Source organism: Ruegeria sp. CF4 (genome assembly GCF_056537345.1).
On sequence record NZ_JBQFRJ010000004.1, the window covers coordinates 129,862 to 155,912 of the forward strand.

The 26,051-nt window shown below is 60.3% G+C and carries 31 protein-coding genes and 3 tRNA genes; 16 read left to right on the top strand and 18 right to left on the bottom strand.

The genetic code is table 11. From position 1 onward, the window contains the following. The first annotated feature begins 66 nt into the window (after positions 1 to 66). Together ACR0NF_RS11235 and ACR0NF_RS11240 are read left to right on the top strand one after the other, a co-directional pair. Positions 67 to 3,504: a pyruvate carboxylase gene (locus ACR0NF_RS11235; protein ID WP_480778260.1), complete on the top strand. Its 3,438-nt coding sequence runs from the start codon at positions 67 to 69 to the stop codon at positions 3,502 to 3,504. 71 nt (positions 3,505 to 3,575) lie between these two features. Then, entirely contained in the window at positions 3,576 to 3,959 is a 384-nt protein-coding gene (locus ACR0NF_RS11240) for an MAPEG family protein (protein ID WP_480778261.1), read from the top strand. Between the two features lie 9 nt (positions 3,960 to 3,968). On the opposite strand, the gene ACR0NF_RS11245 is transcribed toward ACR0NF_RS11240, so the two are convergent. Further along, on the bottom strand, positions 3,969 to 4,121 hold the full coding sequence (locus ACR0NF_RS11245) for a hypothetical protein (RefSeq protein WP_480667534.1): 153 nt from the start codon (positions 4,119 to 4,121) through the stop codon (positions 3,969 to 3,971). Between the two features lie 148 nt (positions 4,122 to 4,269). Between ACR0NF_RS11245 and ACR0NF_RS11250 the strand changes: the two genes are divergently transcribed. The 3 genes from ACR0NF_RS11250 (at position 4,270) to ACR0NF_RS11260 (ending at position 5,404) form a co-directional block, all read left to right on the top strand. Continuing rightward, a tRNA-Gly gene (locus ACR0NF_RS11250) sits at positions 4,270 to 4,344 on the top strand. Positions 4,345 to 4,377: 33 nt separating this feature from the next. Further along, positions 4,378 to 4,452: transfer RNA gene (locus ACR0NF_RS11255), tRNA-Gly, on the top strand. Positions 4,453 to 4,537: 85 nt separating this feature from the next. Next, positions 4,538 to 5,404 carry a GNAT family N-acetyltransferase gene (locus tag ACR0NF_RS11260; protein WP_480470386.1) on the top strand — a complete coding sequence of 289 codons (867 nt, stop codon included), beginning with the start codon at positions 4,538 to 4,540 and terminating at the stop codon, positions 5,402 to 5,404. On the opposite strand, the gene ACR0NF_RS11265 is transcribed toward ACR0NF_RS11260, so the two are convergent. Beyond that, on the bottom strand, positions 5,401 to 5,640 hold the full coding sequence (locus ACR0NF_RS11265) for an Lrp/AsnC ligand binding domain-containing protein (RefSeq protein WP_170615187.1): 240 nt from the start codon (positions 5,638 to 5,640) through the stop codon (positions 5,401 to 5,403). The two genes, ACR0NF_RS11260 and ACR0NF_RS11265, sit on opposite strands and share 4 nt — an antisense overlap. Positions 5,641 to 5,794: 154 nt before the next feature. Here ACR0NF_RS11265 and hisB point away from each other — a divergent pair, with 154 nt between their 5' ends. Both hisB and hisH read left to right on the top strand, forming a co-directional pair. Continuing rightward, positions 5,795 to 6,382, top strand: coding sequence for an imidazoleglycerol-phosphate dehydratase HisB (hisB, locus tag ACR0NF_RS11270; protein ID WP_480778262.1), 588 nt, complete (start codon positions 5,795 to 5,797; stop codon positions 6,380 to 6,382). Then, positions 6,383 to 7,021: an imidazole glycerol phosphate synthase subunit HisH gene (gene hisH, locus ACR0NF_RS11275; protein ID WP_480778263.1), complete on the top strand. Its 639-nt coding sequence runs from the start codon at positions 6,383 to 6,385 to the stop codon at positions 7,019 to 7,021. 3 nt (positions 7,022 to 7,024) lie between these two features. Here hisH and ACR0NF_RS11280 read toward each other — a convergent pair whose 3' ends face one another. Next, entirely contained in the window at positions 7,025 to 7,426 is a 402-nt protein-coding gene (locus ACR0NF_RS11280) for a DUF2147 domain-containing protein (RefSeq protein ID WP_480778264.1), read from the bottom strand. 134 nt (positions 7,427 to 7,560) lie between these two features. On the opposite strand from ACR0NF_RS11280, the gene hisA reads away from it, so the two are divergent. Beyond that, on the top strand, positions 7,561 to 8,280 hold the full coding sequence (gene hisA, locus ACR0NF_RS11285; RefSeq protein ID WP_480470390.1) for a 1-(5-phosphoribosyl)-5-[(5-phosphoribosylamino)methylideneamino]imidazole-4-carboxamide isomerase: 720 nt from the start codon (positions 7,561 to 7,563) through the stop codon (positions 8,278 to 8,280). Position 8,281: 1 nt separating this feature from the next. On the opposite strand, the gene ACR0NF_RS11290 is transcribed toward hisA, so the two are convergent. Beyond that, positions 8,282 to 8,674, bottom strand: a complete 393-nt coding sequence (locus tag ACR0NF_RS11290) for a DUF302 domain-containing protein (protein WP_480471914.1) — start codon at positions 8,672 to 8,674, stop codon at positions 8,282 to 8,284. Between the two features lie 174 nt (positions 8,675 to 8,848). Here ACR0NF_RS11290 and hisF point away from each other — a divergent pair, with 174 nt between their 5' ends. The 3 genes from hisF (at position 8,849) to ACR0NF_RS11305 (ending at position 10,559) form a co-directional block, all read left to right on the top strand. Next, the gene (hisF, locus tag ACR0NF_RS11295) at positions 8,849 to 9,610 is read left to right on the top strand and encodes an imidazole glycerol phosphate synthase subunit HisF (RefSeq protein ID WP_480778265.1); all 762 of its coding nucleotides are present in this window, start codon (positions 8,849 to 8,851) and stop codon (positions 9,608 to 9,610) included. After that, positions 9,607 to 9,924: a phosphoribosyl-ATP diphosphatase gene (locus tag ACR0NF_RS11300; RefSeq protein WP_480470391.1), complete on the top strand. Its 318-nt coding sequence runs from the start codon at positions 9,607 to 9,609 to the stop codon at positions 9,922 to 9,924. Before hisF ends, ACR0NF_RS11300 begins: the two co-directional genes overlap by 4 nt. 74 nt (positions 9,925 to 9,998) lie before the next feature. Further along, positions 9,999 to 10,559, top strand: a complete 561-nt coding sequence (locus tag ACR0NF_RS11305) for a hypothetical protein (protein ID WP_480778266.1) — start codon at positions 9,999 to 10,001, stop codon at positions 10,557 to 10,559. A gap of 8 nt (positions 10,560 to 10,567) precedes the next feature. Here the strand turns inward: ACR0NF_RS11305 and ACR0NF_RS11310 are convergent, their stop codons facing one another. From ACR0NF_RS11310 to rlmB, 5 genes are all read right to left on the bottom strand, one after another. Continuing rightward, complete coding sequence (locus ACR0NF_RS11310; RefSeq protein WP_480778267.1) at positions 10,568 to 11,026, bottom strand: GFA family protein; 459 nt, start codon at positions 11,024 to 11,026, stop codon at positions 10,568 to 10,570. A 104-nt stretch (positions 11,027 to 11,130) separates the two neighbouring features. Next, positions 11,131 to 11,601: a CoA-binding protein gene (locus tag ACR0NF_RS11315; protein WP_480778268.1), complete on the bottom strand. Its 471-nt coding sequence runs from the start codon at positions 11,599 to 11,601 to the stop codon at positions 11,131 to 11,133. Between the two features lie 202 nt (positions 11,602 to 11,803). Continuing rightward, the gene (locus ACR0NF_RS11320; protein ID WP_480658312.1) at positions 11,804 to 12,265 is read right to left on the bottom strand and encodes a YHS domain-containing (seleno)protein; all 462 of its coding nucleotides are present in this window, start codon (positions 12,263 to 12,265) and stop codon (positions 11,804 to 11,806) included. A gap of 78 nt (positions 12,266 to 12,343) precedes the next feature. Next, on the bottom strand, positions 12,344 to 12,493 hold the full coding sequence (locus ACR0NF_RS11325; RefSeq protein WP_480658313.1) for a hypothetical protein: 150 nt from the start codon (positions 12,491 to 12,493) through the stop codon (positions 12,344 to 12,346). Positions 12,494 to 12,631: 138 nt separating this feature from the next. Continuing rightward, positions 12,632 to 13,405: a 23S rRNA (guanosine(2251)-2'-O)-methyltransferase RlmB gene (gene rlmB / locus ACR0NF_RS11330; protein ID WP_480667540.1), complete on the bottom strand. Its 774-nt coding sequence runs from the start codon at positions 13,403 to 13,405 to the stop codon at positions 12,632 to 12,634. Between the two features lie 116 nt (positions 13,406 to 13,521). Here rlmB and ACR0NF_RS11335 point away from each other — a divergent pair. Beyond that, positions 13,522 to 13,605 (top strand) — tRNA-Tyr (locus tag ACR0NF_RS11335). A gap of 45 nt (positions 13,606 to 13,650) precedes the next feature. Here the strand turns inward: ACR0NF_RS11335 and ACR0NF_RS11340 are convergent. From ACR0NF_RS11340 to ACR0NF_RS11365, 6 genes are all read right to left on the bottom strand, one after another. Further along, positions 13,651 to 15,093, bottom strand: a complete 1,443-nt coding sequence (locus ACR0NF_RS11340) for an ArnT family glycosyltransferase (RefSeq protein WP_480470398.1) — start codon at positions 15,091 to 15,093, stop codon at positions 13,651 to 13,653. A 156-nt stretch (positions 15,094 to 15,249) separates the two neighbouring features. Further along, positions 15,250 to 15,774 carry a DUF2478 domain-containing protein gene (locus ACR0NF_RS11345; protein WP_480470399.1) on the bottom strand — a complete coding sequence of 175 codons (525 nt, stop codon included), beginning with the start codon at positions 15,772 to 15,774 and terminating at the stop codon, positions 15,250 to 15,252. Positions 15,775 to 15,846: 72 nt separating this feature from the next. Beyond that, positions 15,847 to 16,512 carry an NnrU family protein gene (locus ACR0NF_RS11350; RefSeq protein ID WP_480470400.1) on the bottom strand — a complete coding sequence of 222 codons (666 nt, stop codon included), beginning with the start codon at positions 16,510 to 16,512 and terminating at the stop codon, positions 15,847 to 15,849. 103 nt (positions 16,513 to 16,615) lie between these two features. Beyond that, positions 16,616 to 18,679 (bottom strand): ABC transporter permease, encoded by a 2,064-nt coding sequence (locus tag ACR0NF_RS11355; protein ID WP_480778269.1) that lies wholly within the window; start codon positions 18,677 to 18,679, stop codon positions 16,616 to 16,618. Continuing rightward, complete coding sequence (locus tag ACR0NF_RS11360; RefSeq protein ID WP_480470402.1) at positions 18,676 to 19,725, bottom strand: quaternary amine ABC transporter ATP-binding protein; 1,050 nt, start codon at positions 19,723 to 19,725, stop codon at positions 18,676 to 18,678. The genes ACR0NF_RS11355 and ACR0NF_RS11360 overlap by 4 nt, the downstream gene beginning before the upstream one ends. A gap of 10 nt (positions 19,726 to 19,735) precedes the next feature. Further along, entirely contained in the window at positions 19,736 to 20,686 is a 951-nt protein-coding gene (locus ACR0NF_RS11365) for an ABC transporter substrate-binding protein (RefSeq protein WP_480470403.1), read from the bottom strand. A gap of 337 nt (positions 20,687 to 21,023) precedes the next feature. On the opposite strand from ACR0NF_RS11365, the gene ACR0NF_RS11370 reads away from it, so the two are divergent. After that, positions 21,024 to 21,686 (top strand): DNA-3-methyladenine glycosylase I, encoded by a 663-nt coding sequence (locus ACR0NF_RS11370; protein ID WP_480470404.1) that lies wholly within the window; start codon positions 21,024 to 21,026, stop codon positions 21,684 to 21,686. A 42-nt stretch (positions 21,687 to 21,728) separates the two neighbouring features. Continuing rightward, positions 21,729 to 22,415: a hypothetical protein gene (locus tag ACR0NF_RS11375; protein ID WP_480470405.1), complete on the top strand. Its 687-nt coding sequence runs from the start codon at positions 21,729 to 21,731 to the stop codon at positions 22,413 to 22,415. 3 nt (positions 22,416 to 22,418) lie between these two features. Here the strand turns inward: ACR0NF_RS11375 and ACR0NF_RS11380 are convergent, their stop codons facing one another. Beyond that, entirely contained in the window at positions 22,419 to 22,826 is a 408-nt protein-coding gene (locus ACR0NF_RS11380; RefSeq protein WP_480470406.1) for a c-type cytochrome, read from the bottom strand. A gap of 96 nt (positions 22,827 to 22,922) precedes the next feature. On the opposite strand from ACR0NF_RS11380, the gene ACR0NF_RS11385 reads away from it, so the two are divergent. Then, positions 22,923 to 23,360, top strand: coding sequence for a DMT family transporter (locus ACR0NF_RS11385; protein ID WP_480470407.1), 438 nt, complete (start codon positions 22,923 to 22,925; stop codon positions 23,358 to 23,360). Here ACR0NF_RS11385 and ACR0NF_RS11390 read toward each other — a convergent pair. Beyond that, positions 23,344 to 24,030 (bottom strand): ABC transporter ATP-binding protein, encoded by a 687-nt coding sequence (locus tag ACR0NF_RS11390; RefSeq protein ID WP_480778270.1) that lies wholly within the window; start codon positions 24,028 to 24,030, stop codon positions 23,344 to 23,346. The genes ACR0NF_RS11385 and ACR0NF_RS11390 overlap by 17 nt on opposite strands. After that, positions 24,023 to 25,309: a lipoprotein-releasing ABC transporter permease subunit gene (locus ACR0NF_RS11395; protein ID WP_480778271.1), complete on the bottom strand. Its 1,287-nt coding sequence runs from the start codon at positions 25,307 to 25,309 to the stop codon at positions 24,023 to 24,025. Before ACR0NF_RS11395 ends, ACR0NF_RS11390 begins: the two co-directional genes overlap by 8 nt. A gap of 382 nt (positions 25,310 to 25,691) precedes the next feature. Between ACR0NF_RS11395 and ACR0NF_RS11400 the strand changes: the two genes are divergently transcribed. Then, positions 25,692 to 26,042 carry a hypothetical protein gene (locus ACR0NF_RS11400; RefSeq protein WP_480470410.1) on the top strand — a complete coding sequence of 117 codons (351 nt, stop codon included), beginning with the start codon at positions 25,692 to 25,694 and terminating at the stop codon, positions 26,040 to 26,042. Positions 26,043 to 26,051 lie beyond the last annotated feature (9 nt).

The following is a 26,051-nucleotide window of genomic DNA, read 5'->3' on the forward strand; positions in this document are numbered from 1 at the left end:
ACAGATGTACGTGGCCGTATTGTCCGCCTAATCACAAGGCCACACCTATAATGACCGGGACCTGAAATGACAGACTTCAAGAAAATCCTGATCGCCAACCGCGGCGAGATTGCGATCCGCGTGATGCGGGCCGCGAACGAGATGGGCAAACGCACCGTCGCGGTCTTTGCCGAGGAAGACAAGCTGGGCCTGCACCGGTTCAAGGCGGATGAGGCCTATCGCATTGGTGAAGGATTGGGTCCGGTCGCGGCTTATCTGAGCATTGATGAGATCATCCGCGTTGCCAAGGAAAGCGGTGCAGATGCCATCCACCCCGGTTACGGCCTGCTGTCCGAGAACCCGGATTTCGTGGATGCCTGTGTGCAGAACGGCATTACCTTCATCGGCCCCAAGGCCGAGACCATGCGTGCGTTGGGAGACAAGGCCAGCGCCCGCAAAGTCGCCATCGCGGCAGACGTACCGGTCATCCCGGCGACCGAGGTTCTGGGCGACGATATGAAGGCCATCAAGGCCGAAGCGGCCGAGATTGGCTATCCGCTGATGCTGAAAGCCAGCTGGGGCGGCGGCGGGCGCGGGATGCGCCCGATCCTGTCCGAGGATGAGCTGGAAGAGAAAGTGCTGGAAGGCCGTCGCGAGGCCGAAGCAGCCTTCGGCAACGGCGAAGGCTACCTGGAAAAGATGATCACCCGCGCCCGCCATGTCGAGGTGCAGATCCTTGGCGACAAGCATGGTGAGATCTACCACCTGTATGAACGCGATTGCTCTGTCCAGCGGCGCAATCAGAAGGTCGTGGAGCGCGCGCCTGCCCCCTATCTGACCGAAGAGCAGCGCGCCGAGATTTGCGAGCTGGGCCGCCGCATCTGTGCCCATGTGAACTATGAATGCGCGGGCACGGTCGAATTCCTGATGGATATGAACACGGGCAAGTTCTACTTCATCGAGGTCAACCCGCGCGTGCAGGTGGAACACACCGTCACCGAGGAAGTCACCGGCATCGACATCGTGCAGGCTCAGATCCTGATTGCCGAGGGCAAGACTCTGGCCGAGGCCACCGGAAAAGCCAGCCAGGACGAGGTGCGCCTGAACGGCCACGCGCTGCAGACCCGAGTGACCACCGAAGACCCGCTGAACAACTTCATCCCGGACTATGGCCGCATCACCGCCTATCGCTCGGCCACCGGCATGGGCATTCGTCTGGATGGCGGCACCGCGTATGCGGGCGGGGTGATCACGCGGTTCTACGATTCACTGCTGACCAAGGTCACCGCCTGGGCACCGACGCCCGAGAAGGCGATTGCGCGGATGGATCGCGCGCTGAGGGAGTTCCGCGTGCGCGGTGTTTCCACCAACATCGCCTTTGTCGAGAATCTGCTGAAACACCCGACCTTCTTGTCGAATGAATACACCACCAAGTTCATTGACGAGACGCCGGACCTGTTCCTGTTCAAGAAGCGCCGCGACCGGGGCACCAAGGTTCTGAACTATATCGCGGACATCACCGTGAACGGCCATCCGGAAACCAAGGACCGCCCTGAGCCCCGTGCCGATCTGAAAGAAGCCAAAGCGCCCGCGCTGAAGGCTGAGCCGCAAATGGGAACGCGCAACCTGCTGGAGCAGAAAGGCCCGCAGGCGGTTGCCGACTGGATGAAGGCACAGCGTCAGCTGCTGATCACCGACACCACCATGCGCGATGGGCATCAGTCGCTGCTGGCAACCCGGATGCGTTCGATCGACATGATCAAGGTGGCGCCGACCTACGCGGCCAACCTGCCGCAGCTGTTCAGTGTCGAATGCTGGGGCGGTGCGACCTTTGATGTGGCCTATCGCTTCCTGCAGGAATGCCCGTGGCAGCGTCTGCGCGACCTGCGCGAGGCGATGCCGAACCTGATGACCCAGATGCTGCTACGCGGGGCAAACGGGGTTGGCTATACCAACTACCCCGACAACGTGGTGCAGGAATTCGTGCGTCAGGCGTCGACGAATATCGATGTGTTCCGTGTCTTCGACTCGCTGAACTGGGTTGAGAATATGCGGGTCGCCATGGATGCAGTCGTTGAGAATGGCAAGATCTGTGAGGGCACGGTTTGTTACACCGGTGACATTCTGGACCCGGATCGCGCCAAGTATGATCTGAAATACTATGTCGGCATGGCGAAAGAGCTGCGCGACGCAGGCGCGCATGTGCTGGGCTTGAAGGACATGGCGGGGCTGCTGAAACCGGCCTCGGCCCGCATCCTGATCCGCGCGCTCAAGGAAGAGGTCGGCTTGCCGATCCACTTCCACACCCATGACACGGCCGGCATCGCCAGCGCCACCATTCTGGCCGCGTCCGAGGCGGGCGTGGATGCGGTGGACTGCGCGATGGATGCGTTCTCGGGTAACACGTCTCAGGCGACGCTGGGCACTGTGGTCGAGGCGCTGCGCCATACCGAGCGCGACACCGGGCTGGATATCAAGGCGATCCGTGAGATCAGCGATTATTTTGAGGCTGTGCGTGGTCAGTACGCAGCCTTTGAGTCGGGCCTGCAGGCCCCGGCCTCCGAGGTTTATCTGCACGAGATGCCGGGTGGTCAGTTCACCAACCTCAAGGCACAGGCACGCAGCCTCGGTCTAGAGGAGCGCTGGCACGAGGTCGCCCAGATGTATGCGGATGTGAACCAGATGTTCGGCGATATCGTCAAGGTGACGCCGTCATCGAAGGTTGTCGGTGACATGGCGCTGATGATGGTCAGCCAGGGCCTGACCCGCGATGACGTGGAAAACCCCGGAACAGACGTGGCCTTCCCCGACTCGGTCATCGACATGATGCGCGGCAATCTGGGCCAGCCTCCGGGCGGGTTCCCGGATACGATCATCCAGAAGGTTCTTAAGGATGAAGCCCCCAACACCGAACGCCCTGGCAAACATGTCGAAGCGGTCGATCTGGAGGCCACCCGCGCCGATCTGTCCAAACAGCTGGACGGGAAAGAGATCGATGACGAGGACCTGAACGGATACCTGATGTATCCCAAGGTGTTCCTGGATTACATGGGCCGCCACCGCACCTATGGTCCGGTCCGCACACTGCCCACGCGCACGTTCTTCTACGGCATGGAGCCGGGTGAGGAGATCACCGCCGAGATCGATCCGGGCAAGACGCTGGAAATCCGCTGTCAGGCGATTGGCGAAACGGATGAGAATGGTGAGGTCAAAGTGTTCTTCGAACTCAACGGCCAGCCCCGCGTGATCCGGGTACCGAACCGCCTGGTCAAGGCCTCAACCACGCAGCGGCCCAAGGCCGAAGTCGGCAACCCCAGCCATATCGGTGCACCGATGCCGGGCGTCGTTGCCACTGTGGCTGCTATCGCGGGCCAGGAGGTCAAGGAAGGTGATCTGCTGCTGACCATCGAAGCAATGAAGATGGAAACTGGCATCCACGCCGAACGTGACGCGGTGGTCAAAGCCGTCCACGTCCAGCCCGGCGGTCAGATTGACGCAAAGGACCTGCTGGTGGAACTGGAATAACCGGTTTAGCGTTCTAAGCTGACAGGGGCCGTTCGGGGAACCGGGCGGCCCTTTCAACATCAGGAGGCCCCATGCTGACCATCACCCCGATCTACGCCGCGTTGATCGCATTTCTGTACGTCGCGCTCAGCGTGAACGTCATCCGGCAACGTCGGGTGGGCAAAATCTCGGTCGGGGATCATGGCGACAAGGCCATGATCAAGGCGATGCGCACCCATGCGAACTGCGCCGAATACGCCCCCTTTGCTTTGCTGCTCATCGCTATGGTCGAATTGCAGGGTGCTGGCGGCTGGTTTGTGAACCTGCTGGGGCTGTCATTGTTGGCGGGGCGGTTGCTGCACGCTTATGGCTTTGGCAAGACACCACAGATCATCATCTTGCGCCAGATCGGCATGGGTCTGACATTCACCGCAATTCTGATTGCCGCGATCGCGAATCTCGTCTTGGCTGTTTGAGCGCGCGATTTAGCCCGTCAAAACCTGCGTCTCGATCAAAGGAGCATGCGGGAGGTTAGGCTGCAGCTCTGCCAGTGTTTCATCGCTTTGACCGCAGATCAGGGTGGTCAGAACAATCAACGCGGCCAGCGCTGCCATTTTAATGTCTGCAATATCTGTCATTTCCTGTGCCCAACCCCTCGTTTCGTTCATTGCCATAGTTCTTAAACACGCCAGCCTCTGATTTCCGTCGAAAGATTTTTGCTGTATTTTGTGTTTTTCCGCTTGCAGCCTCGTGTGGGAATTTATACATCCCTCCTCACTCAACGGCGCGGGCGTAGCTCAGGGGTAGAGCATAACCTTGCCAAGGTTAGGGTCGGGCGTTCGAATCGCCTCGCCCGCTCCATTGAGAGGTCTTCGGACCACATATGTATCTGATGCGGGCGTAGCTCAGGGGTAGAGCATAACCTTGCCAAGGTTAGGGTCGGGCGTTCGAATCGCCTCGCCCGCTCCAGATACCAAACTCTCCGAACATGCTGGTTCTTTGGCAGGCAATGCGCCATTCTGGCCATGATTTCAATCATGCACGGAATTCGCCTATGTCGGACTATGTCATTCGCCCCCTTACCGCTGATGAAGTCGAACATGCTGTGGATTGGGCCGGTCGCGAGGGTTGGAACCCCGGCGTGCACGATGCGAAGTGCTTTCGCCCGACAGACCCCGACGGGTTTCTGGGCGGGTTTCTGGATGATGAGATGATCTCATCCGTTTCAGCCGTGAATTACGACGACCGGTTTTCCTTTTTGGGATTCTATATCGTGAAGCCCGAGTTCCGGCACCATGGCCATGGGCTTGAAATCGCGCAGCACGCGTTGGCCCATTGCACGGGGCGCAACATGGGGCTGGACGGCGTGGTCGAACAGCAGGACAATTATCGCAAGTCCGGCTTCACCTTTGCTTATAACAACTATCGTTTCGCCGGGACGAAACACCTGATACTGGCCAAGCTAGAAACCGGGCCGAACGATCATATTGTTGATCTGAACCGCGCGTCAGATGAATTGAAGGCATATGATCGCGCGCTGTTCCCCGCACCTCGCGACCTGTTTCTGGAAAGCTGGCTGAGCGCTTACAGCCACGTTTCAAAACTCTATACCGAGAATGGCAGGATCAGGGGCTATGCTACGCTGCGCCCCTGTCTGACGGGTTACAAGGTCGGCCCCCTGTTTGCGGACACGACAGAAATAGCGAGGGCGTTGCTGGCCGCTGTCCTTTCGACGATTCCCGAGGACCACAACGCGCATGAGGTATTCGTCGACATGCCTCAACCCAACCCCTCGGCCTTTGCGCTGGCCGACGAGCTTGGGCTGGACAAGGTCTTTGAAACCGCGCGGATGTACTCCGATCACGAACCGGATATTGATCTGAGCCGAATCTTCGGCGTGACGACGTTTGAGCTGGGTTAGAACGCCTTGAACGTCATCGTGGTCAGCGAGCGTTCGATATTGGGAATCACCAGCAGGTTTTCGTTGATGAAATGGCCTACATCCTCGGTTTCGGGGATGTAGAGCTTCAGCAGCAGGTCATATTCGCCGCTAGTGGAATATAGTTCGGAATGGATTTCACGCAGGGCGATCTCTTCGGCCACCTTGTAGGTGGAGCCGGGTTTACAGCGGATCTGGATGAAGACGCAGGTGGACATGGGCCGGGCCTTGTTGGTTCGTGTTGACCGCAGGCTGGCACGGGCCGCGCCCGGGTGCAATCCCCTGCAACAGTTTGCGATGAAGGCTCAAAGCGGTCTGGATAGGCCGCCCGTCCGCGTCTATAAGCGCCCCTGTAGCAAAAGGAATTCGCCCATGCGCAGCGCTAAGATCAACCGTCAGACCGCCGAGACCGAGATCTCGGTTCAGGTCAATCTGGACGGCACCGGCCAGTATGACAATCAGACCGGCGTTGGGTTTTTCGACCATATGCTGGACCAGTTGGCGCGCCATTCGCTGATCGACATGACGATCCGGGCCAAGGGCGATTATCACATCGATGATCACCACACAGTCGAGGATACCGGAATCGCGCTGGGTCAGGCGCTGACGCAGGCTCTGGGCGACAAGAAGGGCATCCGGCGCTATGGCGAATGCCATCTGCCCATGGATGACGCGCAGGTGCGCTGTGCGCTGGACCTGTCGGGCCGCCCGTTCCTGATCTGGAACGTAGATTTGCCGACGCAAAAGATCGGCACGTTCGACACCGAGCTGGTGCGCGAGTTCTTTCAGGCGCTGAGCACCCATGGCGGTATCACGCTGCATATCGACCAGTTGCACGGCTTCAACAGCCACCACATTGCCGAGGCTGCCTTCAAGGCCGTCGCTCGCGCATTGCGCGATGCGGTCGAGACTGATCCGCGTAAGGCGGATGCGATTCCGTCGACCAAGGGCGCGCTGTAGATGCTGACAGCCATCATTGACTACGAGAGCGGTAATCTGCACTCGGCAGAGAAGGCGTTCCAACGCATGGCGCGTGAGATGGATGCAGGCAACGTCGTCGTGACCTCGGACGCGGATGTTGTCGCGCGGGCGGATCGTCTGGTGTTGCCCGGTGATGGAGCTTTCCCGGCCTGCGCCACCGAACTGCGCGGCCATAAAGGCATCTATGACGCGATGGTTGAAGCCGTCGAGCAGAAGGGCCGCCCGTTTCTGGGCATCTGCGTCGGCATGCAGCTGATGGCGACCACGGGCCATGAGTATTCCGAGACCGACGGTCTGGGCTGGGTGGCCGGAGATGTTGTCAGGATTGAGCCCTCGGACAGCGCCCTGAAGGTGCCGCATATGGGTTGGAACGATCTGGTGCTGGAAAGCGACCACCCGGTCTTTGACGGGGTAAGCTCGGGCGATCACGCCTATTTCGTCCATTCCTACCACTTCCGGGTGACTGATCCGGCAGAGCGGCTGGCTTTCGTAGAGTATGGGCAAGAGGTCACGGCCGTTATTGGCCGCGACACGATGGTTGGGATGCAGTTCCATCCTGAGAAAAGCCAGGATGTCGGCCTGCGCATGATCGGCAACTTCCTGACCTGGGCGCCATAGGCGTTATTCGATGCGGGTCCAGACCTGCCCGCGACAGACCAGACCACCTGCAACGCATCCCTTGACTGTCAGCTTGTTCTGATCGTCCAGCGTCATCTTCGAACTGTAGGTCTTGTCGCGATCCGGAGCCCAGATCTTGCCGTCATCATAGCTGCCGTCCCCTTCGGGGATCATATCCCAGATGATCTGCTTGCCGAGATTCTCGTATTCCAGTTGCTGGTTACCATCCGCGTCGAAGGCGCTGTCGATGGTGCCGCAGATGGCGCTGCCGCATTCGGAAATCGACACATGCAGATAGCCACCCGTATCCCCCGGAGCAGTCTTCCAGAGGCCGTCCACCGGATCGGCGGCAAAGGCGCTTGTCGCCATCGCGGTGAATACTGCCGCAAGAGTATATGTCTTCATGGTTGTCTCCCTGTCTTTCCGGTCAGTCTGACCTGCCGTTCGGCACCGGGCAAGATTGACTTAGCGTCGCGTTGCGCCCCTGCCCTGCCTGTGCGATATCCCGCGCGTGTAACAGAGATATAGGGCCGCCCGACATGATCCTCTACCCCGCTATCGACCTGAAAGACGGCAATGCCGTGCGCCTGCTGCGTGGTGAAATGGATAAGGCAACGGTCTTTAACGAAGACCCTGCCGCGCAGGCCCGCGCCTTTGTCGAGGCGGGGTGTGAATGGCTGCATCTGGTGGACCTGAACGGTGCTTTTGCCGGGGAGCCCGTCAATGCGGCACCCGTTGAGGCCATTCTGAAAGCCTGTGACGTGCCCGCTCAGTTGGGTGGCGGGATCCGCGATATGGCCACGATCGAAACCTGGATCGAAAAAGGTCTGGCGCGGGTGATTCTGGGCACCGTTGCGGTCGAGAACCCCGATCTGGTGCGCGAAGCGGCCAAAGCCTTCCCCGGCAAGGTTGCCGTGGGCATCGACGCGCGCAACGGCATGGTCGCCACCAAGGGCTGGGCCGAAGAGACCGACGTGCAGGTCACTGATCTGGCGCGCAGCTTTGAGGACGCAGGCGTCGCCGCGATCATCTATACCGACATCAACCGCGACGGAGCGATGCAAGGCCCGAATATCGAGGCCACGGCAGCGCTCGCGCAGGCGGTTTCGATTCCGGTGATTGCTTCGGGTGGCGTCAGCTCTCTGGACGATCTGATCGCCCTGCGCGATTGCGGTGTCGAGTTGAACGGTGCGATCTCGGGCCGCGCGCTTTATGATGGCGCGATTGACCTGAAAGAGGCCATTCGCGCCCTGAGCTGAGTTACTGCGCGGCAGCGGCGGTCAGTTTCGCCAGCGCACCACGCATTTTCTCGACAACGGGTGAGTTTTCGACATCATCGAGCTCGTCCATCGTCTCTTTCGGGTCTTCATAGGCCAGCCAGACTTGCCCGTTCGCGTCCTCATAGGCCTGCACCTTCAGCGGCAGGAACAGCCCCGCGCGCGGGTCGATCTGCATGGCGGGGGTGCCTAAAGCTGGGTTGCCAAAGATCAGCACCTGATTGGGTGGGATCGGCGTGCCGACCTTTTCCGCCCCTGCGGCATGGTCCACTCGCGCAAACACAGTCGCGCCCGCGTTGCCAACGGCAGCTTCGAGCGCGTCCAGCGCTTCAGCCACGGATTTGTTGGTCTCTACTTTGATGATGTCTTCAGCCATGGCGGACAGTGCGCCTCCGAATGTGAGTATTGAAGCCAGAATAAGATGTCGCATCTCGATAATCCTTTTCATGAATTTCACCTCTAATTTCCATGGCTTCACGTCAGATCACAATCACAAGTCTGGCATCGGCAGGGCTTTGCCGGTAAGGGTGCCCGCAATAGAGGACACCCCATGCTGAAAACCCGCATCATTCCCTGTCTGGATGTCGCCGATGGCCGCGTGGTCAAAGGTGTGAATTTCGTTGGCCTGCGCGATGCGGGCGACCCGGTGGAATCGGCCAAGGCCTATGACGCTGCCGGAGCGGATGAGATCTGTTTTCTGGACATCCATGCGACGCATGAGAACCGCGGCACCATGTTCGATGTGGTGCAGCGCACGGCAGAGCAGTGCTTTGTGCCCCTGACCGTTGGTGGTGGCGTGCGCACCAAGGACGATGTGCGCGCCCTGCTGTTGGCGGGGGCCGATAAGGTCAGCTTCAACTCGGCCGCCGTGGCCAACCCGGATGTGATCGCCGAGGCGGCGGACCAGTTCGGCAGCCAGTGTATCGTCTGCGCCATCGACGCCAAGACTGTCAGCCTCGGCAAGTGGGAGATTTTCACCCATGGCGGTCGCAAACCCACCGGCATCGACGCGGTCGAGTTCGCCAAAACCGTGGTGGCCAAAGGCGCGGGGGAAATCCTGCTGACCTCGATGGATCGCGATGGCACCAAGGCCGGGTTCAACCTGCCCCTGACCCGCGCGATCAGTAACGCGGTGGATGTGCCGGTGATCGCCAGCGGAGGCGTCGGCAATCTGGATCACCTGGTCGAAGGCGTGACCAAAGGCGGGGCCAGCGCGGTTCTTGCCGCTTCGATCTTCCATTTCGGCGAATACACCATCCGCGAGGCCAAGGAGCACATGGCCGCCGCTGGCATTCCGATGAGGCTGACATGAGTATCCTTCACGATCTGGCCGCCACGATCGAGGCCCGCAAAGGGGCAGACCCTGACAGCAGCTGGACCGCCAAGCTGCTGGCCAAGGGTCCTGAGAAATGCGCCGAGAAGTTCGGCGAAGAAGCGATCGAGGCAATCATCGAAGCGGCCAAGGGGGACAGGGAGAAGCTAACCTCCGAAGCGGCAGATGTGCTCTATCACCTGCTGGTCATGCTGGCCGCGCGCGAAGTGGCGCTGGACGATGTGCTGACAGAACTGGCCCGTCGACAGGGCACCAGCGGCATTGCTGAAAAAGCGGCCCGCCCTCAGAGCTGATCATCCGGGTTCCGTGCGCAAGCTCAGCCCGTTATACTCTGACGTCGGAGTATAGCGAGGCGAAGGGCGCGTGAATGATCAGAATATTGGCGTTTGCAACTGTGCTTGCCACCCTCGCCGCCTGCGCCATGCCTCCGCCGTCGACAGGGGACGAGGTGCAGCGCCTGGCTGCGGAAATCCAAAGCCTCGGCCCCGATATTGACCCGGAAGAGGCCACCCGAGCCGCCCGTATCACCTATGCCTACACCGCTCAGCTGGTGCAGGAATACGAAATCACCGACCCGCCCTTGATCCACAACGCCAAAGTCAACAAGGGCCTGCGCCCGCGTGGCCTGTGCTGGCATTGGGCCGAGGATATTGAGCGCCGGTTGGACCAGGAACAGTTCCGCACGCTGGAAATGCACCGCGCCATCGCCAACGCGGACAACCCGTTCCGCATCGACCACAGCACCGCCATCATCAGCCGCAAGGGTGAGAGCATGTATGATGGCGTCGTACTGGATCCGTGGCGATATGGCGGCGTGTTGTATTGGGGGCCGTTGGTCGAAGACACGCGTTATGACTGGGTCCCGCGTGAAGTGGTGCTGGAGAAGCGGCGTCAGGAACAGGCGGCCCAACTGAGGCCAGCGAACTGAGCCATAGTCTAACGCCCGCGTTCGGAATACGCGTCCATGAGGGATTGCAGCTCGTCGCGGCTTGCAGGGGCCTGCGCATAGCTGTGAACGGCAGGAACCTGCGCCCACGGCATCTTTTCATCGGTCATGACCTCGACAAACGGCTCGAATAGCGCGGCCTGGTTCAGGATCGATGTGCGCAGGTTGATGCGTTCAGGGGCGTGGCCGAGCTGGGAATAGACGATGTTCAGGCAGGACTTGCAGAAATAATGCGCCCGCCCGTCAGAGCGGAGCCCGCCCCGAACCAACGCGCCGGTACAGGAAACCGCGTCGACCGGGAACATGGTGGTCAGGGTATATGCACTTGCGCTGAGTTTCTGGCAGTCGCGGCAATGACAGGCCACGGTCAGAAGGGGCAACGCAGCTACACGGACCTGCACGGACCCACACAGGCAGGCACCCTCGTAGGGAGGTTGGGGAAATGCCATAGATGATCACTCATTTTCTGTTTGTTTCTACGCTTGCGGGGAATTTGTTCGCGGATCGGACCGCGCACCGCGGTCAGGCCAAAGATGCGCAGACCGCCGGATGCCTACAGCTTAGACGAGATCACCCCGGTGGCAAACCCACCCATCCGCAATTCCCCAAACAGGCGCTGATATTCGATCTTGGGGCAGCGATTCATGACCACGTCAACCCCGCGCGCCTGCGCCTTGGCTGCGGCCTCGTCATGCTCAACACCAATCTGCATCCAGATGGTACGCAAGTCGGGAAACGCGGCCAGCGCTTCATCAACGATGGGCGGCACGGCCTCGGAGCGGCGGAAGATATCAACCATATCGACGGGCTCGGTTATCTCGGACAATGAGGCCCGCACCGTCTGGCCAAACAGCAGCTTGCCCGCATGACCCGGATTGACCGGAATCACCGTGTAGCCTTTGAGCGACAGATAACGGGCGACGTAATAGCTGGGCCGCACCGGGTTCATCGATACGCCAACCACGGCCACCACCTTGGTGCGCTTCAGAATATGGGTCAGGAACTCGTCGGAATAGTCAGCCATGACCGCACCATAAGCAGGAGCGCCGAAAGAAAAAAGCGCCCAGGTAAGAACCTGAGCGCCAGTTGTTGGAACGAGGGACAGTGAAATGACCCGCGGCAGTTCCATTCCGCGGTCACTGTGACATTTAAGCACGAGTTCGGTAAAAAAAAGAGGGTGCGCTCATTTTTGTGATGACAGATCACGAAATGCGGAAAACTGCCCGTCACTGGTAAAGCGCTGACGGCCAGTGGACCTCGGCCTTTCTGATATTCTGTGATACGTTTTGCTTCCAGATACGCTCAATCTCTACGGAATGCGTGAGGTAGAGCTTGCCCTGAACAATCTGCCACGCCTTCGGGTCCGTACTGCTGAGCCAGCCCTTGATCATCGCATAGGCACAGTAGCCACCAAACTGCGGTGCAAAGGCGCGCGGGTTTCGTTCAAACCGATCGCGATTGTCTTCGGAGGCGAACTGCCAGCGGGCACCTTTCCAGATCAAGGCTATATCCGGATCGCCCGGCACCGGAGATCCGACCTGAAAGTAAGAGACCGCGTCGTAACCCGAGACCGCCGCGCCTTTGTCGACGTAAAACATAGGATTGTCCTGCGCCAGAGCCATTGGCGCGGCTGCAAGGCAGGTCAAACTGGTTACAAAGGAACGACGGGACAACATCAGGTGATTCATGGGCTTGATCTTCGAAGATTCTAAAATGCATATTTCCTGGTTGCTTCGAAACCCCCATGACGCCGATGTGAACATTCGCTAGTCGAACACATCCTCGATCACATCCCAGGCTTCGTCCAGCACGCGCGAAAACAGGCTTTTCTTCTTCTTTTTCTTATACTTCTGGGGTTTTCGTGCGGGTTTGTATTTTCCATCAGGCCGATCAACCAGCTTGGACTTGGGCACCATCTTGAGGTTGTGTAGCGGCGCACCACAGCTTGAGCAACTCAGCTCATGCTGCTGCTTGCCCCTCAGAACCAGTGCAGCGCGGGTGCCGCAATAGCAGCAGGTGGCGATTTTATGCGAGGTGGAAATTGGGGCCTCCTGTCATCTGTGCTGTGACGCATATAGGGCAATCGCCGCGGCATTTGAGACGTTGAGTGACCCAAATCCACCCGCCGCGTCAATCTTGACCAGTTGATCCACCGTCTCTTTGGTCTTTTGCCGCAGACCCGGCCCCTCGGCCCCCAAAACCAGCGCGACCGGCTGCTTGCGTTTGTCGAGCAGAGCGGTCTCGATGGTTTCCTCCGCCTCGCCGTCGAGCCCGAGCACCAGAAAGCCCATATTCTGCAACTCCACGATTGCATCGGCCAGATTGCGCACCCTCAGATAGGGCTGGCGTTCCAGCGCGCCGCTGGCAGTTTTGGCCAGCGCGCCGGTCTCGGGCGCCGAATGGTGCCGCGTACCGATTACGGCGCTGGCGCCCAGCACCTCGGCCGAGCGCAGAATCGCCCCAACGTTATGCGGATCGGTGACGCGGTCCAGAAGCAGCACGCGCGGGTTTTCCCGCCCGATACAGTTTTCCGCAAGCCCGCCCCAATCCAGCGGTTTCACCTCAAGCGCCGCCCCTTGGTGGACCGAACCGGGATCAATCGGAGCTGTAAATTTGCGCGGATCGACCATTTCGGCCTCGATCCCAGCAAAATCAATGGCTTCCGCCAGTTTATCACGCGCGTTCCGGGTGACGATCAGGCGCAGTTTTTGCCGTTTCGGGTTCATCAATGCATCGCGAACTGCATGCAGGCCGAACAGCCAGACGGTCTCCGAGGCCGCTGCTTTGCGTGCCTGTTCCTTCTCAACGACCCACTTTGGTTTCTTCATGTCACGGGCCTCCGGGCCGGGAATTCGGTTTCCTGCGTCAAAGCGGTATTTTCCTGTTGACGCCCTTTAGACGCGCTAGTAATCACGCCTCCACGTCAGGTGCAACGCCTGACAGTGGGCGACAGGCCGCAAGGTGTGGCAGGGGACTGTAACTCCCTCGCGGAGACGCACGCCTGGTTCGATTCCAGGGTCGCCCACCATCTTCTTCCTCAATAAATTTGCGCACCTTCGGCCCATGGACCGGGTTATTCCGCGACCGGCGCGAAAGACAGCGACATGTCTTCACCATCGTCAAAACGATATGGGGCCGTCACCGTGACAACGCGCGCCGGATCGATATCTTCCGGAGCTTTCCTATCCGCCTCCCACACCCGCAGGACCGGGCCCGACGGCTGCATGCCGCGCTCGCTATAGATCGCTTGCCCGGGGTTTAGATAGGCGATGTTACCCGCCAGCCAATTCTGCGCGACAATGGACGCATCGGGCGGAGATTGCGCGAGTATCTGCGATGTCAGCTCAGCAAAGGGTGCTGCGCGTTTGGCGTCTCCGGCCAGGTTATAGTGCAGAATCGCGAGGCAGATCAGCCCTGCCAGACACGCGATCAACTGAGCGAATTTGCGGGTACCGGGTGCTCCGATCCGCGGCAGGAGCCATAGTGCGATGGCAGGGCCCGCAAAAATCAGAAACGGTTGCAGCCAGCGGTCCTTCACATTGGTACTGCCGCTGAACACCACAATCAGCGCCATGAGGGCCAGCGCCCAGACCAGAGTTCGCACCATCAAGCGCAACAGGTCATCCGCGGGAACCGCCGCACCCTGTTCGCGGTAGATCAGCCAAAGCGCGCCAAGGACGACCAGAAGAAGCGCCACAAAGCTCAGCGCGGCCAGCAGAAGCTCGGCCACGCCTTGCACCGCGATCAGGGCGACAGGCCCGGTGCTGGTCATGTCGAGCTTATGCGAACTTGCAAAAGCAAGCTCCGGGTTGTTGAGAATCCACAGCATCGGTGGTGTCAGCAGCAGACCCGCGATACCAAACGACAGCAGTATGCGGACCGACAGGAACGGTTTACGTGTCTCAGAATGGCTGAGCGCGGCCAGCAGCATGGCCAGCAGCGCGATGGCGTAATTGTATTTCGACAACCCACCCGCCGCGATCACCACGCCCAGCAGAACGTAGCCCTTGGTCGAAGGGTTGCGGATCAGGTGCCAAATCGCCGCAATGCTGAGTACCGAACAGAGATTGGCCAGAACGGTATGTGTCAGCGCGCGCTGCGATTCCCAACTGACCTGATAGAGCATCAGTAATGACAGCACAGCCAGCCCCGCGATCGGTGGCGTTTGCCGGGTGCGGATGGTCAGGTAGAGCGTGGCCACCGTGGCCAGCAATATTCCGTTTTTCAGCAGTGACAGACCAAGAAGGCCGGGGCCGGTGATCTGAAACACCGCCCATTGCAGCCAGGCATAAAGCGGCAGTTGCGGGCCGTAGCCCCAATCCAGCTGACGGGCGTCCAGCAGGATTTCGGCCTCGTCCAACCCAAGCGCACCGCCGGTGGCAAGCCGCAGGACAACGTGCAGAAGAAAGTAGCTGGTGAAAAGCCCGAGCCAGAAGCGATCTGTTGCCCATAATCGCGGCTTCAAACCACCATCGACAGATAGCGGATGATAAGAGCCCGACTGAAAATTGGTCATGGCGCGCCCCGACTTGCCCGGCGCGTCTGCAACTTGCAGGTCACCGGGTGCTTCGCTTGCCGAAGCTAGACCTGAAGCAAGGACACAAGTCCAGTTTTTTCACGCTTCCGTAACCGTGACAGTCAAGCGCAGCGCGGAATTGCACAATCGGTGCGTTCAGGCCGTCCGCTGCGCGCCGGTCTGGGTGATATTGTCGAGCCAGTCGGTCAGGCTGCCCAGATCGGGATCAAGCGCATCCGCCATGCCGCCTGCGAATTCCTGAAACCGTTCGATGTTGAGCTGATTGAGGCCCACCAGCACCGGAATCCCGCGTTCCAACGCGTCGGCAATAAGCGGGCGGAATCCGCGACCGTCCGCCTCGTGCTTGCCGAATTTGTTGATGATCAGAAGCTGCGGTGCGTTGTCCAGCGATTGCGTGACCAGACCGACTGCACGCTCAAGTTCGGCCGGGTCCAGACGGCAGCCGCGCGCGTTCTTGCCCAAGGACTGCGAGATGCGGATGATCTCGCCGGTGGGCAGTACCTTCAGGTCCATATCGCATTTGTAACCTTCGGCGCATTCGGTGTTGGTTTGCACCACTCCGGCCAGCGCAGTGCCCGTATCTGTCAAAGCCTCGGCAAAGGCGCTGAGCAGGCGGTCGGTGGCACCGCGATCGGTGGTTGTGACATAGGCCAGATGCATTTTGGGACCTCAAGACTTCGGATGGTGACAGATCAGATAGCACGCATAAGGTGGTTCGGCCACTCTAAGGCATCAGGGCAGCGGAGAAAGCCCGATCACAGCTTCGTGCAGATACAGGAGGGCCGCATAAGTCGCGAAGGCTGTCAGCCAGACCCAAAGACGTGGCCATGGCCGGGGCGCGCGCAGGGACAGGCGTGCAGTGTTGCGGGACAGGCGAGGCCAGTCTGGCCCCATGTTGCGGGCGGTGCGCCGGTCGATCAGCCCCATGCCCATCGCGGCAAATCCGGCGAACAGGCCAAACAGGATGACATGCGACAGGCTGCCATTGGCCAGCAAGTGCGCAACCGCCCAGAGCATCAGCGCCACAAGGATCGGGTGGCGCGTGGTCCGCAGGATACCGGGGTTTTCGGGATCGAACGGGCGATGCCCCAGCCCGCCGAACGAGAACGGGTTCTGGATCGACAGCCCTACAATGGCCAACCAGCAAACGATGGGCATGGCCAGCAGTGGTATCCAGCGGAGAAGCGGGAATGGCGGGATGACCTCGACATAAGGTGCGTTGGCGGCGGCGATGACCAGCCAGCCCAGAACAGCCAACGAGACCAGTGAATAGGTCGCGAAATACCCGGTACGGCCCAGCGTGCCTATCAGCCAGCCACGTACTGCCGGGCGCGCCGGGATCATGTGGCTGAGAAGAAAGGTGGCAAGCGCTGCGAGGAAAAAGCCCCAACCGGTCATGGTCATCTCCGAACGTGTCGCGCCCAGTTTAGGGGATGGATGCGCGCTGGTCTTTGTCCAAAATCAAGTGAGGCCTGGGGCGGTTGCCCGCCCCTGCCCTATTTTACAGGCCCAGCGCCTTGCGGCGCTCCTCGGCAAAGCCCTGCACCATGCGATCGGCGATCAGGGCCAGAATGGCCATCGCTGCCCCGGCGGAGATGCCGAGCCCCACATCCGCCTGTCCCAGCGCCAGATAGATCGACTGACCCAGACCGGTGGTACCGATCAGTGCCGCGATCACAAGCATCGCAAAGGCGTAAAGGATGGTCTGGTTCAGACCCAGCAGGATGGTCGGCGCAGCATAAGGCGCGCGGACATCACGCATGATCTGCCACTCGGTCGCGCCGCTGGAGATGGCGGCCTCCATCATTTCCTCAGGCGTGTTGACCAGCCCATGCCGCGTGTAGCGGATCATCGGGACGATGGCGTAGGCGCAGATGGCGAGGAAAGCCGAGAACTCTCCGATCTGAAACACCATCAGAACCGGGATCAGGAACACGAACAGCGGGATCGTCTGCAGCATGTCGCAGATCGGGCGCACGATGGTCCAGACCGGCGACCAGACCGCGCTGGCCAGACCGATCAGACCGCCAAGCACGGCACAGAAGAACACCGCAGCGCCGCTGAGGTAGAGCGACAGCAAGGCGCGTTCCCACAGGCCTGAGACAAGGATGGTGCAGAGCAGACCCACCGAAAGCGCCGCCAGACGCCAGCCGCCTGCGACCCAGCCCAGTGCGGCAGCCCCAGTCAGAACAAAGGGCCATGGCAGGTTGGCGATGCCGGTTTCCAGCATGCCGATCAGGATCAGAACCACCAGCCCTCCAGTCAGGTGCCCACGCCATGCCATCAGCAGTGCGATTGCGGCACCAACGGCAAAGAGGCCGTAGCTCATCGAGGGTGTCCATGCGAAGCCCCAGGTGAAGGGCAGCACTGCCTGGTCCAGCCCGATCCGCAGCGGCAGGAGCACATAGAACAGCGAGTTATTCTTGAGCGCATCCAGCCACGGCCCGTTGGCTTGCGTGAACGCGGTCAGGCCGCTGTCGATAGCCCCGGCCATTGGGTCCAGCACGGTAAGCTCGGACGGGTTCGGCAGCCACGCCCAGAAGGCAGCGGTGAACAGCACAGCAAAGCCCAGCATCGCCCAGACGACGCGGCTGTCATAGCGTTTGCGCTCGGTCGCCAGCGTGCCGCTCATCCGGTCGATAACAACAGCGAAGACGACGATAACGAGACCAGCCATCAGGGATTCGCCGAACTGCGCCTTGCGCATGGTCAGCAGAACTTCCCAGCCGATGTCGTTGAAACCGCCGATGACGGCGGCAATGATGACCATCGACAGGGCGGCCATCAGGCATTGGTTTACGCCGACCATGATCTGTGTTGTGGCGGCGGGTATTTCGACCTGAAACAGTTGTTGGATCCGAGTGCCGCCGGACATGATGGCGGCTTCCTTGATCTCGGATTCGACCCGTTCCAACCCTAGCATCACGTTACGCGCCATAGGCGGCGCCGCATAGATGGCCGAGGCGATCAGGCCGACCACCGGACCAAAGCCAAAGAGCAGCAGCAATGGCGTCAGGTAGGCAAAGGTCGGCACGGTTTGCATGATATCCAGTACCGCCTGCACGAACACCTTCACGCGCGGGACTTCGTTGGCGAGGATACCGATCGCGCCGCCCATGATCAGCGCCACGGGCACGGACACGGCGACGAGGGCGAGCGTATTCATGCTCTCGGCCCAATAACCCGAGGCCAGCACGAAGCTGAGACCGACAAAGCCCAGTGCCGCCATCGGCAAACCACCCAGATACCAGCCGAGGGCGGTCACGATACCGATCAGGATCGGCCAAGGGGTGTTGCCCAGCACATAATTGGCAGCATCCATCGGATAGGTCATCAGGTCCGAAAACAGCCGCATGGCCGGTTTGATGCCGTTCAGAAACCAGTCGAGAAACGCCCCAACCCATTGAGTTGCAGGCAGTTCCCACGCGGCGGGCCATTTGACCAGCCACGGGGCCACGCCCTCCAGCGCGAGACAAACCGCGCCAACGATCACGGTGATCAGTGCAGCCTGCGCCCCTGCGGTCAGGCGCGCTTGCTGCGCGGGGATGTCCGTCACGGCGGTCATGCTTCATCCACCTGCAACGCGGCGGCGAGGTCGGACGGATGAACCGTGCCGACAACATTGCCGTCTGCATCACGCACGGGCACGGGCTCATAAAGTTCCATGCAATGCGCAAGTGCCGCATCCAGCGTCATCGAAGTGGTCAGGCCGGGATCATCGGGGCCGCAGCCGGTCTCGTCCCGCATAACCGAGGCAACCTTGGCGTGCTGACCTTTGGCCACGTCCTTCGAGAATTCGCGCACATAGTCGTCCACCGGACGCAGTACGATATCCGTCGGCGTGCCGATCTGAACGATCTTGCCGTCGCGCATAATGGCGATGCGGTCGGCCAGCTTCAGCGCCTCTTGAATGTCGTGGGTGATGAAGACGATGGATTTCTTCAGCGTCGCCTGAATGCGCAGGAATTCATCCTGCAGTTGGCGGCGGATCAGCGGATCGAGGGCCGAGAACGGCTCGTCCAGGAACCAGATGTCCGGGTTCACCGCAAGGCTGCGCGCGATCCCCACGCGCTGGCGCTGGCCGCCTGAAAGCTGCCGGGGGAAGCTGTCTTCGCGGCCTTCCAGACCGACCAGAGAAATCACTTCCTGCGCGCGGGCCAGACGTTCCTTTTTACCTACGCCCTGCACCCGCAGCGGATAGGCCACGTTTTCAGCCACGGTCATATGCGGGAACAAGCCGAAATGCTGGAATACCATGCCCAGCTTCTTGCGCCGCAGATCGGTCAGCACCTTCTTGGACGCGCCGATGACGTTCTCGCCATCCACACGGATTTCACCACCCGTACCGGGCAGCAATTGCGAGATGCATCGGATCAGCGTCGATTTACCTGAACCCGACAGGCCCATGATGACGAAAAGCTCGCCCTCTTTGACTTCGAAATTGGCGTCCTGAACGGCGGGGATGAAACCCTGTTCACGCAGATCGGTGGCGGCTTTGTCGGCGTCATTCCCTGACCGAGACAGCGCGTCGGTCAAGGCTTTGTCAGCACCGGTGCCAAACACCTGCCAGAGGTTCTGGCAGGCGATGGCTGGCGTCGTAGCGTCAGTCACTTAGGCAAGCTCACTGCGTTGCCGCGTCAACGACCGGACGCCACTTGTCTTCGTTTTCGGCCATCCATGCCGCAACGACTTCTTCGACCGCGCCGCCGTCCACGTCAATTGCGCCCATCATCGGTTGCTGATCTTCGACCGACAGCTGATAGTTGGTCAGGATCTCATAGGCGGCGGGCCATTTGTCTGCCATGCCGCTCCAGCCCGCTTTGAAGATGCGCGAAGGCGAGAAGTCGCAATCGTTTACCGCGTTGGGGTTCGGGCCCCATGCGGGATCGTTAAAGCACGCCTCTTCGCCCGCAGGCAGTTCAACGAACTGCACGTCGTAGGCCGACATCGCCCAATGCGGCTGCCAGAAGGTGATGAGCAGCGGCGACTTACGCTCGGTCGACGCACGCAGTTCAGCGATCAGCGCGCCTTCGGAACCGGCAGGAACGGCTTTGAAGGGAAGCTCAAGACCGGTCATACGATCAGCACCCGGTGTACCCCAATCGGCGGGGTAGTCGACCAGACGGCCACCGGGCAGAGTTTCAGCCGTTGCAAAGACCTGAGCACACTCTTTCAGCGCTTCCCAGGCGGGCAGGCCCGGGCACAGTTCAGCCACGTGTGCGGGATAGGCAATACCTTCCTTGGCATTCAGGCCCAGATCACCGATTTCGACAACAGTGCCCTCGTCGATCTTCTTGGCATATTCGTCGGACACGTTGGAGGACCAGATTTCCAGCGTCGCGTCGATGTCACCATCCGCCAGCGCCTGGAACTGATTCATCATACCGGCGGTCACGTACTCCACGTTGTAGCCTGCGGCCTTCAGCATCTCACCCGCCACATGTGTGGTGACATGCTGACCGGTCCACTCGTTGATCGCCAGCTTGATCGGCTCGTCCACCGCGCCCATGTCGGCGGCCTGGGCCGACCCGGCAACGGCGAGGGCCAAAAGGCTTACGCTAAGCTTTTTCATGATTTTACTCCCTGTTTTATTCTACTTGCCCTTCATCGCACCAAAGTACGCTGGGGAATTCAATGGTAATAGCACCTGACGCAACATGCACAAATTCGACCGGAAAAGGAAAGGGAACAGTAAAACCCGCCGCAAGTTTCCGCGCCGGGCTCAAAGTCAGCCCACTTATCCAGTCCCGACCGCTTTCTCATGCATAAGCAAGGTACCGTTCATGTCGCTAGGTTAGGGATATTGATTGACTAGTCAATTATAAAAAGACTCTGCAGCTGCGACGCCACAATCACCCTTGTCACGCGAACTCAAATAAGACCAACTTCGAGCGAAGGGAGATCAGGCAATGCATCATTTTGACGATATCTTTGATATGGCGGCCAACCGTCATGGCGGGCCCGATGCATTGGAGGCCAAGCTGAGCAAACCGAAAACCCCTGCCGAGTTTGCAGCACTGCCTGAGGATCGGTGGCTGTCCATCATCACCAAGACCGTGTTTCAGGCCGGATTCAACTGGAAGGTCATCGAGTCGAAATGGGAGGGCTTTGAGACCGCCTTCGACGGATTCGATGTCGGGCGTTGCGCCTTTATGGATGACGAGAAATTCGACGCCTTGCTGCAGGACACGCGGATTGTGCGCAACGGAACCAAGATTGCCGCCGTGCGCGACAACGCGGCCTTTTTGCTGGAACTGAGAGAAGAAGGCGGTGCTGGGCAGGTGCTGGGCGGGTGGCCTTCAACGGATTTCATCGGCCTGTTGGCAATGCTGGGCAAACGCGGCTCTCGACTGGGCGGTACAACCGCTCAATTCGCGATGCGCTTTGCCGGACGGGACGGTTTCATGCTGTCCCGCGATGTGACTGCGCGGCTGATCGCCGAAGGGGTCATCGATAAACCTGCCACATCGAAAAAGGCCATGGCGGCAGTTCAGGAAGCATTCAACACCTGGATGGACCAATCCGGGCGCTCACTGACCGAAATCAGCCGGGTTCTGGCGATGAGCCTGTGAAAACGGCTTGCAGAGACGGGCGGGCGTATTAGGCTTTGTAATATGGCCCGCCCCCTGCTGATTTTGATCATGTTGCTATTTGCATCCTGCGGTCGCCCCCTGACCGAGCATGAACGCGCATTTGCCGCGAACATTCAGGGCGATACGCTGAACCTTGATCGGGTGCGTCTGGTCGAGGGCGCTCCGGTCGCGGCGATCTCATATAAACGCAAGGCCCGCCCCCGGTTGGCTTGTCGCGAGCGGATTCTGCCGCCGGTGAAAGAGGAAGTCGTCACCGGGAGGCCCGCAGCCGTTGCACTGTTCAATCGGGTGTATTTCACCCGCGACTGGTATCTGGACGATTACATGTCGCAATACCCCGAGCGGGTGAACTTGATCGCCGCGATGTTGCTGGCGCATGAGTTAACCCACGTATGGCAATGGCAGAACCGCGAGGTCACAGGCTATCACCCCTTGCGCGCCGCGGCTGAGCACGGGCGCAACGACGACCCCTACCTGTTCGATCTGGAGACCTCGCCCGACTTCCTGTCCTACGGCTTCGAACAGCAGGGTGCCATTGTCGAGGAATATGTCTGCTGCCGTGCGCTGGACCCGGATGCCCCGCGCACCAAACGGCTGCACGATATGCTGAGCGCGCATTTCGATGTTTCGACCTTGCCCGGCAACAGGCGCGAAAGCGCCGTGGAGTTGCCTTGGGCGGAGGCAGAGGTTGAGGGCATCTGCCGCTGAGGCTCAGCCCTCTTGCAGGGTTTTCAGAAAGGCGACCAGATCGGCGATGGGCTTGCTAGTCAGGATGGGCTGTCCGGCCGGGGTTTTGATCGCGGTGTCATTGCCTTCAAAAAAGGGGCCGTAGACAGGCATGGGGCTGCCGTGGCTGACCAAAGGATCGCGTCCGTCGATCCGCGCCACCACGCGGGCGGTTGGGAAGACACCATCCGCATCGGCCAGAACCTTCAGATTCGTTGGCTGGATTACCAGCACCCCGGCCATCGGCCCGTGTCCTGTTGCGTCCAACCCGTGACAGGTAGCGCAATAGTGCTGATAAAGCTCAGCCCCCGCTTCGACGTCCTGCGCCAATGCGGATTGCGGTATCGTGAAGAGCACAGCCAGCGAAGCTGCGCCAAGTGTCGACCGGATCATGCTTTTCTTCCTTCTGCCTTGCAAATCGAGACTTGCCCGACAGCCTTGCGGGCGCAATGATCCAGATCAACGAAACCGGAGCAGGGATCAAAGGCAATGACACAATACGCAGCCATCATGCTGGCCGCAGGGATCGGCGTTCCCATCCTTGCCGCCCTGAACGCTGCCTTGGGCAGGCTGATCGGATCACCCAATGCGGCGGCGGTGGTCCTGTTTGCCATCGCTTTTGTGGCCTCGGCCCTGGCGCTGCTGGTGCTCGGTGGCGGTGAAGCCTTCGCCAAGATCGCGCAAGCCCCGCGACATCTGCTGTTGGGCGGTGTTCTGATCGCGTTTTACGTGCTGTCGATCACCCATGTCGCTCCGCATTTCGGGGTGGGCAATGCGGTGTTTTTTGTGCTGCTGGGCCAGTTGATCAGCACGGCAGCGATTGACCATTTCGGCCTGTTCGGCGCTCAGGTCACACCGCTGACCCTGATGCGGGCGGGCGGCATTGCGGTCATGGCGATCGGTGTCGCAATCACGCAGCTGGCCTGAGCACGCCCCCCTCCAGCCGCAACACGCGGTCCATCCGCGCCGCCAGATCGAGGTTATGCGTGGCGATCAGCGCCGAGAGCCCCTCGTCCCGCACCAGCGCCATGAGCGCCGCAAACACCTGATCCGAGGTTTCGGGGTCCAGATTGCCGGTTGGCTCATCCGCCAGCAGCACGCGCGGCTGATTGGCCAGCGCCCGGCAGAAAGCCACGCGCTGCTGTTCCCCGCCCGACAAGGCCGCTGGTCGATGATCAGCCCGCGCCGCGACGCCAACACGGTCAAGCAACTGCATCGCCCGCGTCTGTGCCGCTTTTTCTGATGCGCCGTTGGCCAGTTGCGGCAGCACGATATTCTCCAGCGCCGTAAACTCGGGCAGCAGGTGGTGGAACTGGTAGACAAAACCCACATCGCGCCGCCGGATCGCTGTGCGTGTGCGGTCTCCTTTGCCCGTTGCTCCCTGCCCTGCGATCTCGACCTCGCCGGTATCCGGCGTGTCCAGCAGGCCCGCGATATGCAGCAGGGTCGATTTGCCCGCGCCCGATGGCGCAACCAGCGCCACGGCCTCACCCGCGTGAAGCTCCAGATCGGCACCGCGCAGCACCTGAACCTCGCCGGGCGTTCCCGGAAGATAGGTTTTGGTCAGGCTGTTCATCCTCAGCGTCACATCATTCATAGCGCAGCGCCTCAACCGGGTTCAGCCGCGCCGCGCGGCGGGCCGGAAAATAAGTGACAAGGAAGGACAGACCCAGCGACAGGCCGATGGCCTTCAGAACATCGCTCAGATGCAATTCGGCGGGCAAGGCATAGATGCCGCGAATGGACGGGTCCCAGACGCCGCCGCCCATGACGTAGTTCACGAACGAGAAAATCGGGTCGATATAGATCGCGAAGAGACACCCCAGAATAACCCCCATCGCGGTGCCGATGATGCCGGTAAAGGCCCCGCAAATGAAGAACACCCGCAACACCGAGCCTTCGCTGAGTCCGATTGTGCGCAGGATGCCAATGTCGCGGCCCTTGTTCTTCACCAGCATGATCAGGCCCGACACGATGTTCATCGCCGCGATCAGCACGAGGATCGACAGGATGATGAACATCACATTGTCCTCGACCTCCAACGCGCGCAGGAACCCGCCCGAGGCGTCCTGCCAAGTCCAGATCTGGCTGCGCTCTCCAGCGGCTTCGAGGATCGGGATCAGGATCGGGGTCAGCTCTTCGGGGCGTTCGACCATCACCTCGATCTCGTCCGCCACACCTTCTCGGTTGAAGAAACTCTGCGCCTCGGCAAACGGCATGTAGACCCGGGTGCGGTCGATGTCGTAGCGCCCGGCGGAGAAGACATAGACCACCTCATAAGCGTTCACGCGTGGAGACGTCCCAAAAGCGGTTTTCACCCCATTGGGCGAGGTCAGCTTCACCCGATCCCCCACCGTTGCCCCGATGGACCGAGCCACGCCCGAACCGATGGCGATACCTTCGGCGAACCGGGACAGGTCACCATAGGCCTGTTCGCTTTCGGCGATACCCGGCAAGTCGGCCAGATCGTCGGGGCGGATGCCAAAGACCTGCACGCCTGCGCTGCGGTCGGCGTTGGTGATCAATACCTGTCCTTTGACAAGCGGGGCGGCACGCTCGACCCCCGGCACCTGTGCGACCCGATCCGCCATACCGTCGAAATCAGTGATGGTGCGATCCAGCCGACCCTGTGCATTGACCTCACCTGCCGAGAAAACGGTGACATGCGCGTTGGCCCCCAGAATGGTGCCCACGAATTCTGACCGGAACCCGGACCGCACCGCCAGCGTCGCGATCAGCGCAAACACCGCCAGCGTGATCCCGATCAGCGAAATCCACGTCATCACGCTGACGCCGCCCTCGGCGCGGCGGGCACGCAGATAGCGCCAGGCGATTTTCCATTCGAATGGGGCGAAGGGCGGTGGTGTCTTGGCCATGCTGCCTCGGTGATCGGTTTGGCGCGACCCTCTCGGCATTTCGTCCAATGGTCAAGCCGGTTCTCATCTCGTGAACCCGGCTCGGCAAATCTGCGGCCCACTGGGCGCGGCTCGGAACCCGAATCGATATGAGTTCATGTCTGATGGCTCTGTCTTCGCGGGAAAGGTTCGGATTTCAATTATACCGGTGGTTGTGAACACCTTCACAGACAAGCGCTTATTGTTTCAGCTATGAAGTCAATGTGAAACGTTAGCGGGTCAACTGAGTCACAATCGCAACATTGGACGCGCAATTTTATTTCACAAATTGATTATTGTGAGAAACTTTGCACCCTATATTTGGGGGACACATTTTAAAGAGTTAAGAGCGGAGGTACGCTCAATGAGTATTCAGGAACACATAGAAGGATCGGGCCCGTTTATAGCCCGGCCAGCAGCAACGGAATTGGATTGTGAAAGCGCCGCATTGTTACGGGCCGCGATCCGCCCCTTGTTCAGCAGCGCAGCAAGTTGGTCCAGCCTGGCAGATATTCTCAAAGACAAGGGATATCATCTGGCATTTCGTCAGGGACGTCTGTGCATCACGGACCGAAAGACCGGGGATCGCATTTGCGGCCTGCGGTTCCTTGGTTTCGAATTGCGCGATCTGGTCCGACGCATGGGCCGCCCCATCGTCATCGCGCGCGGCAGCGACGCGGATGGGGACATCGTGTCGGTGCGCCCAGCACCCTGAACGCACGCA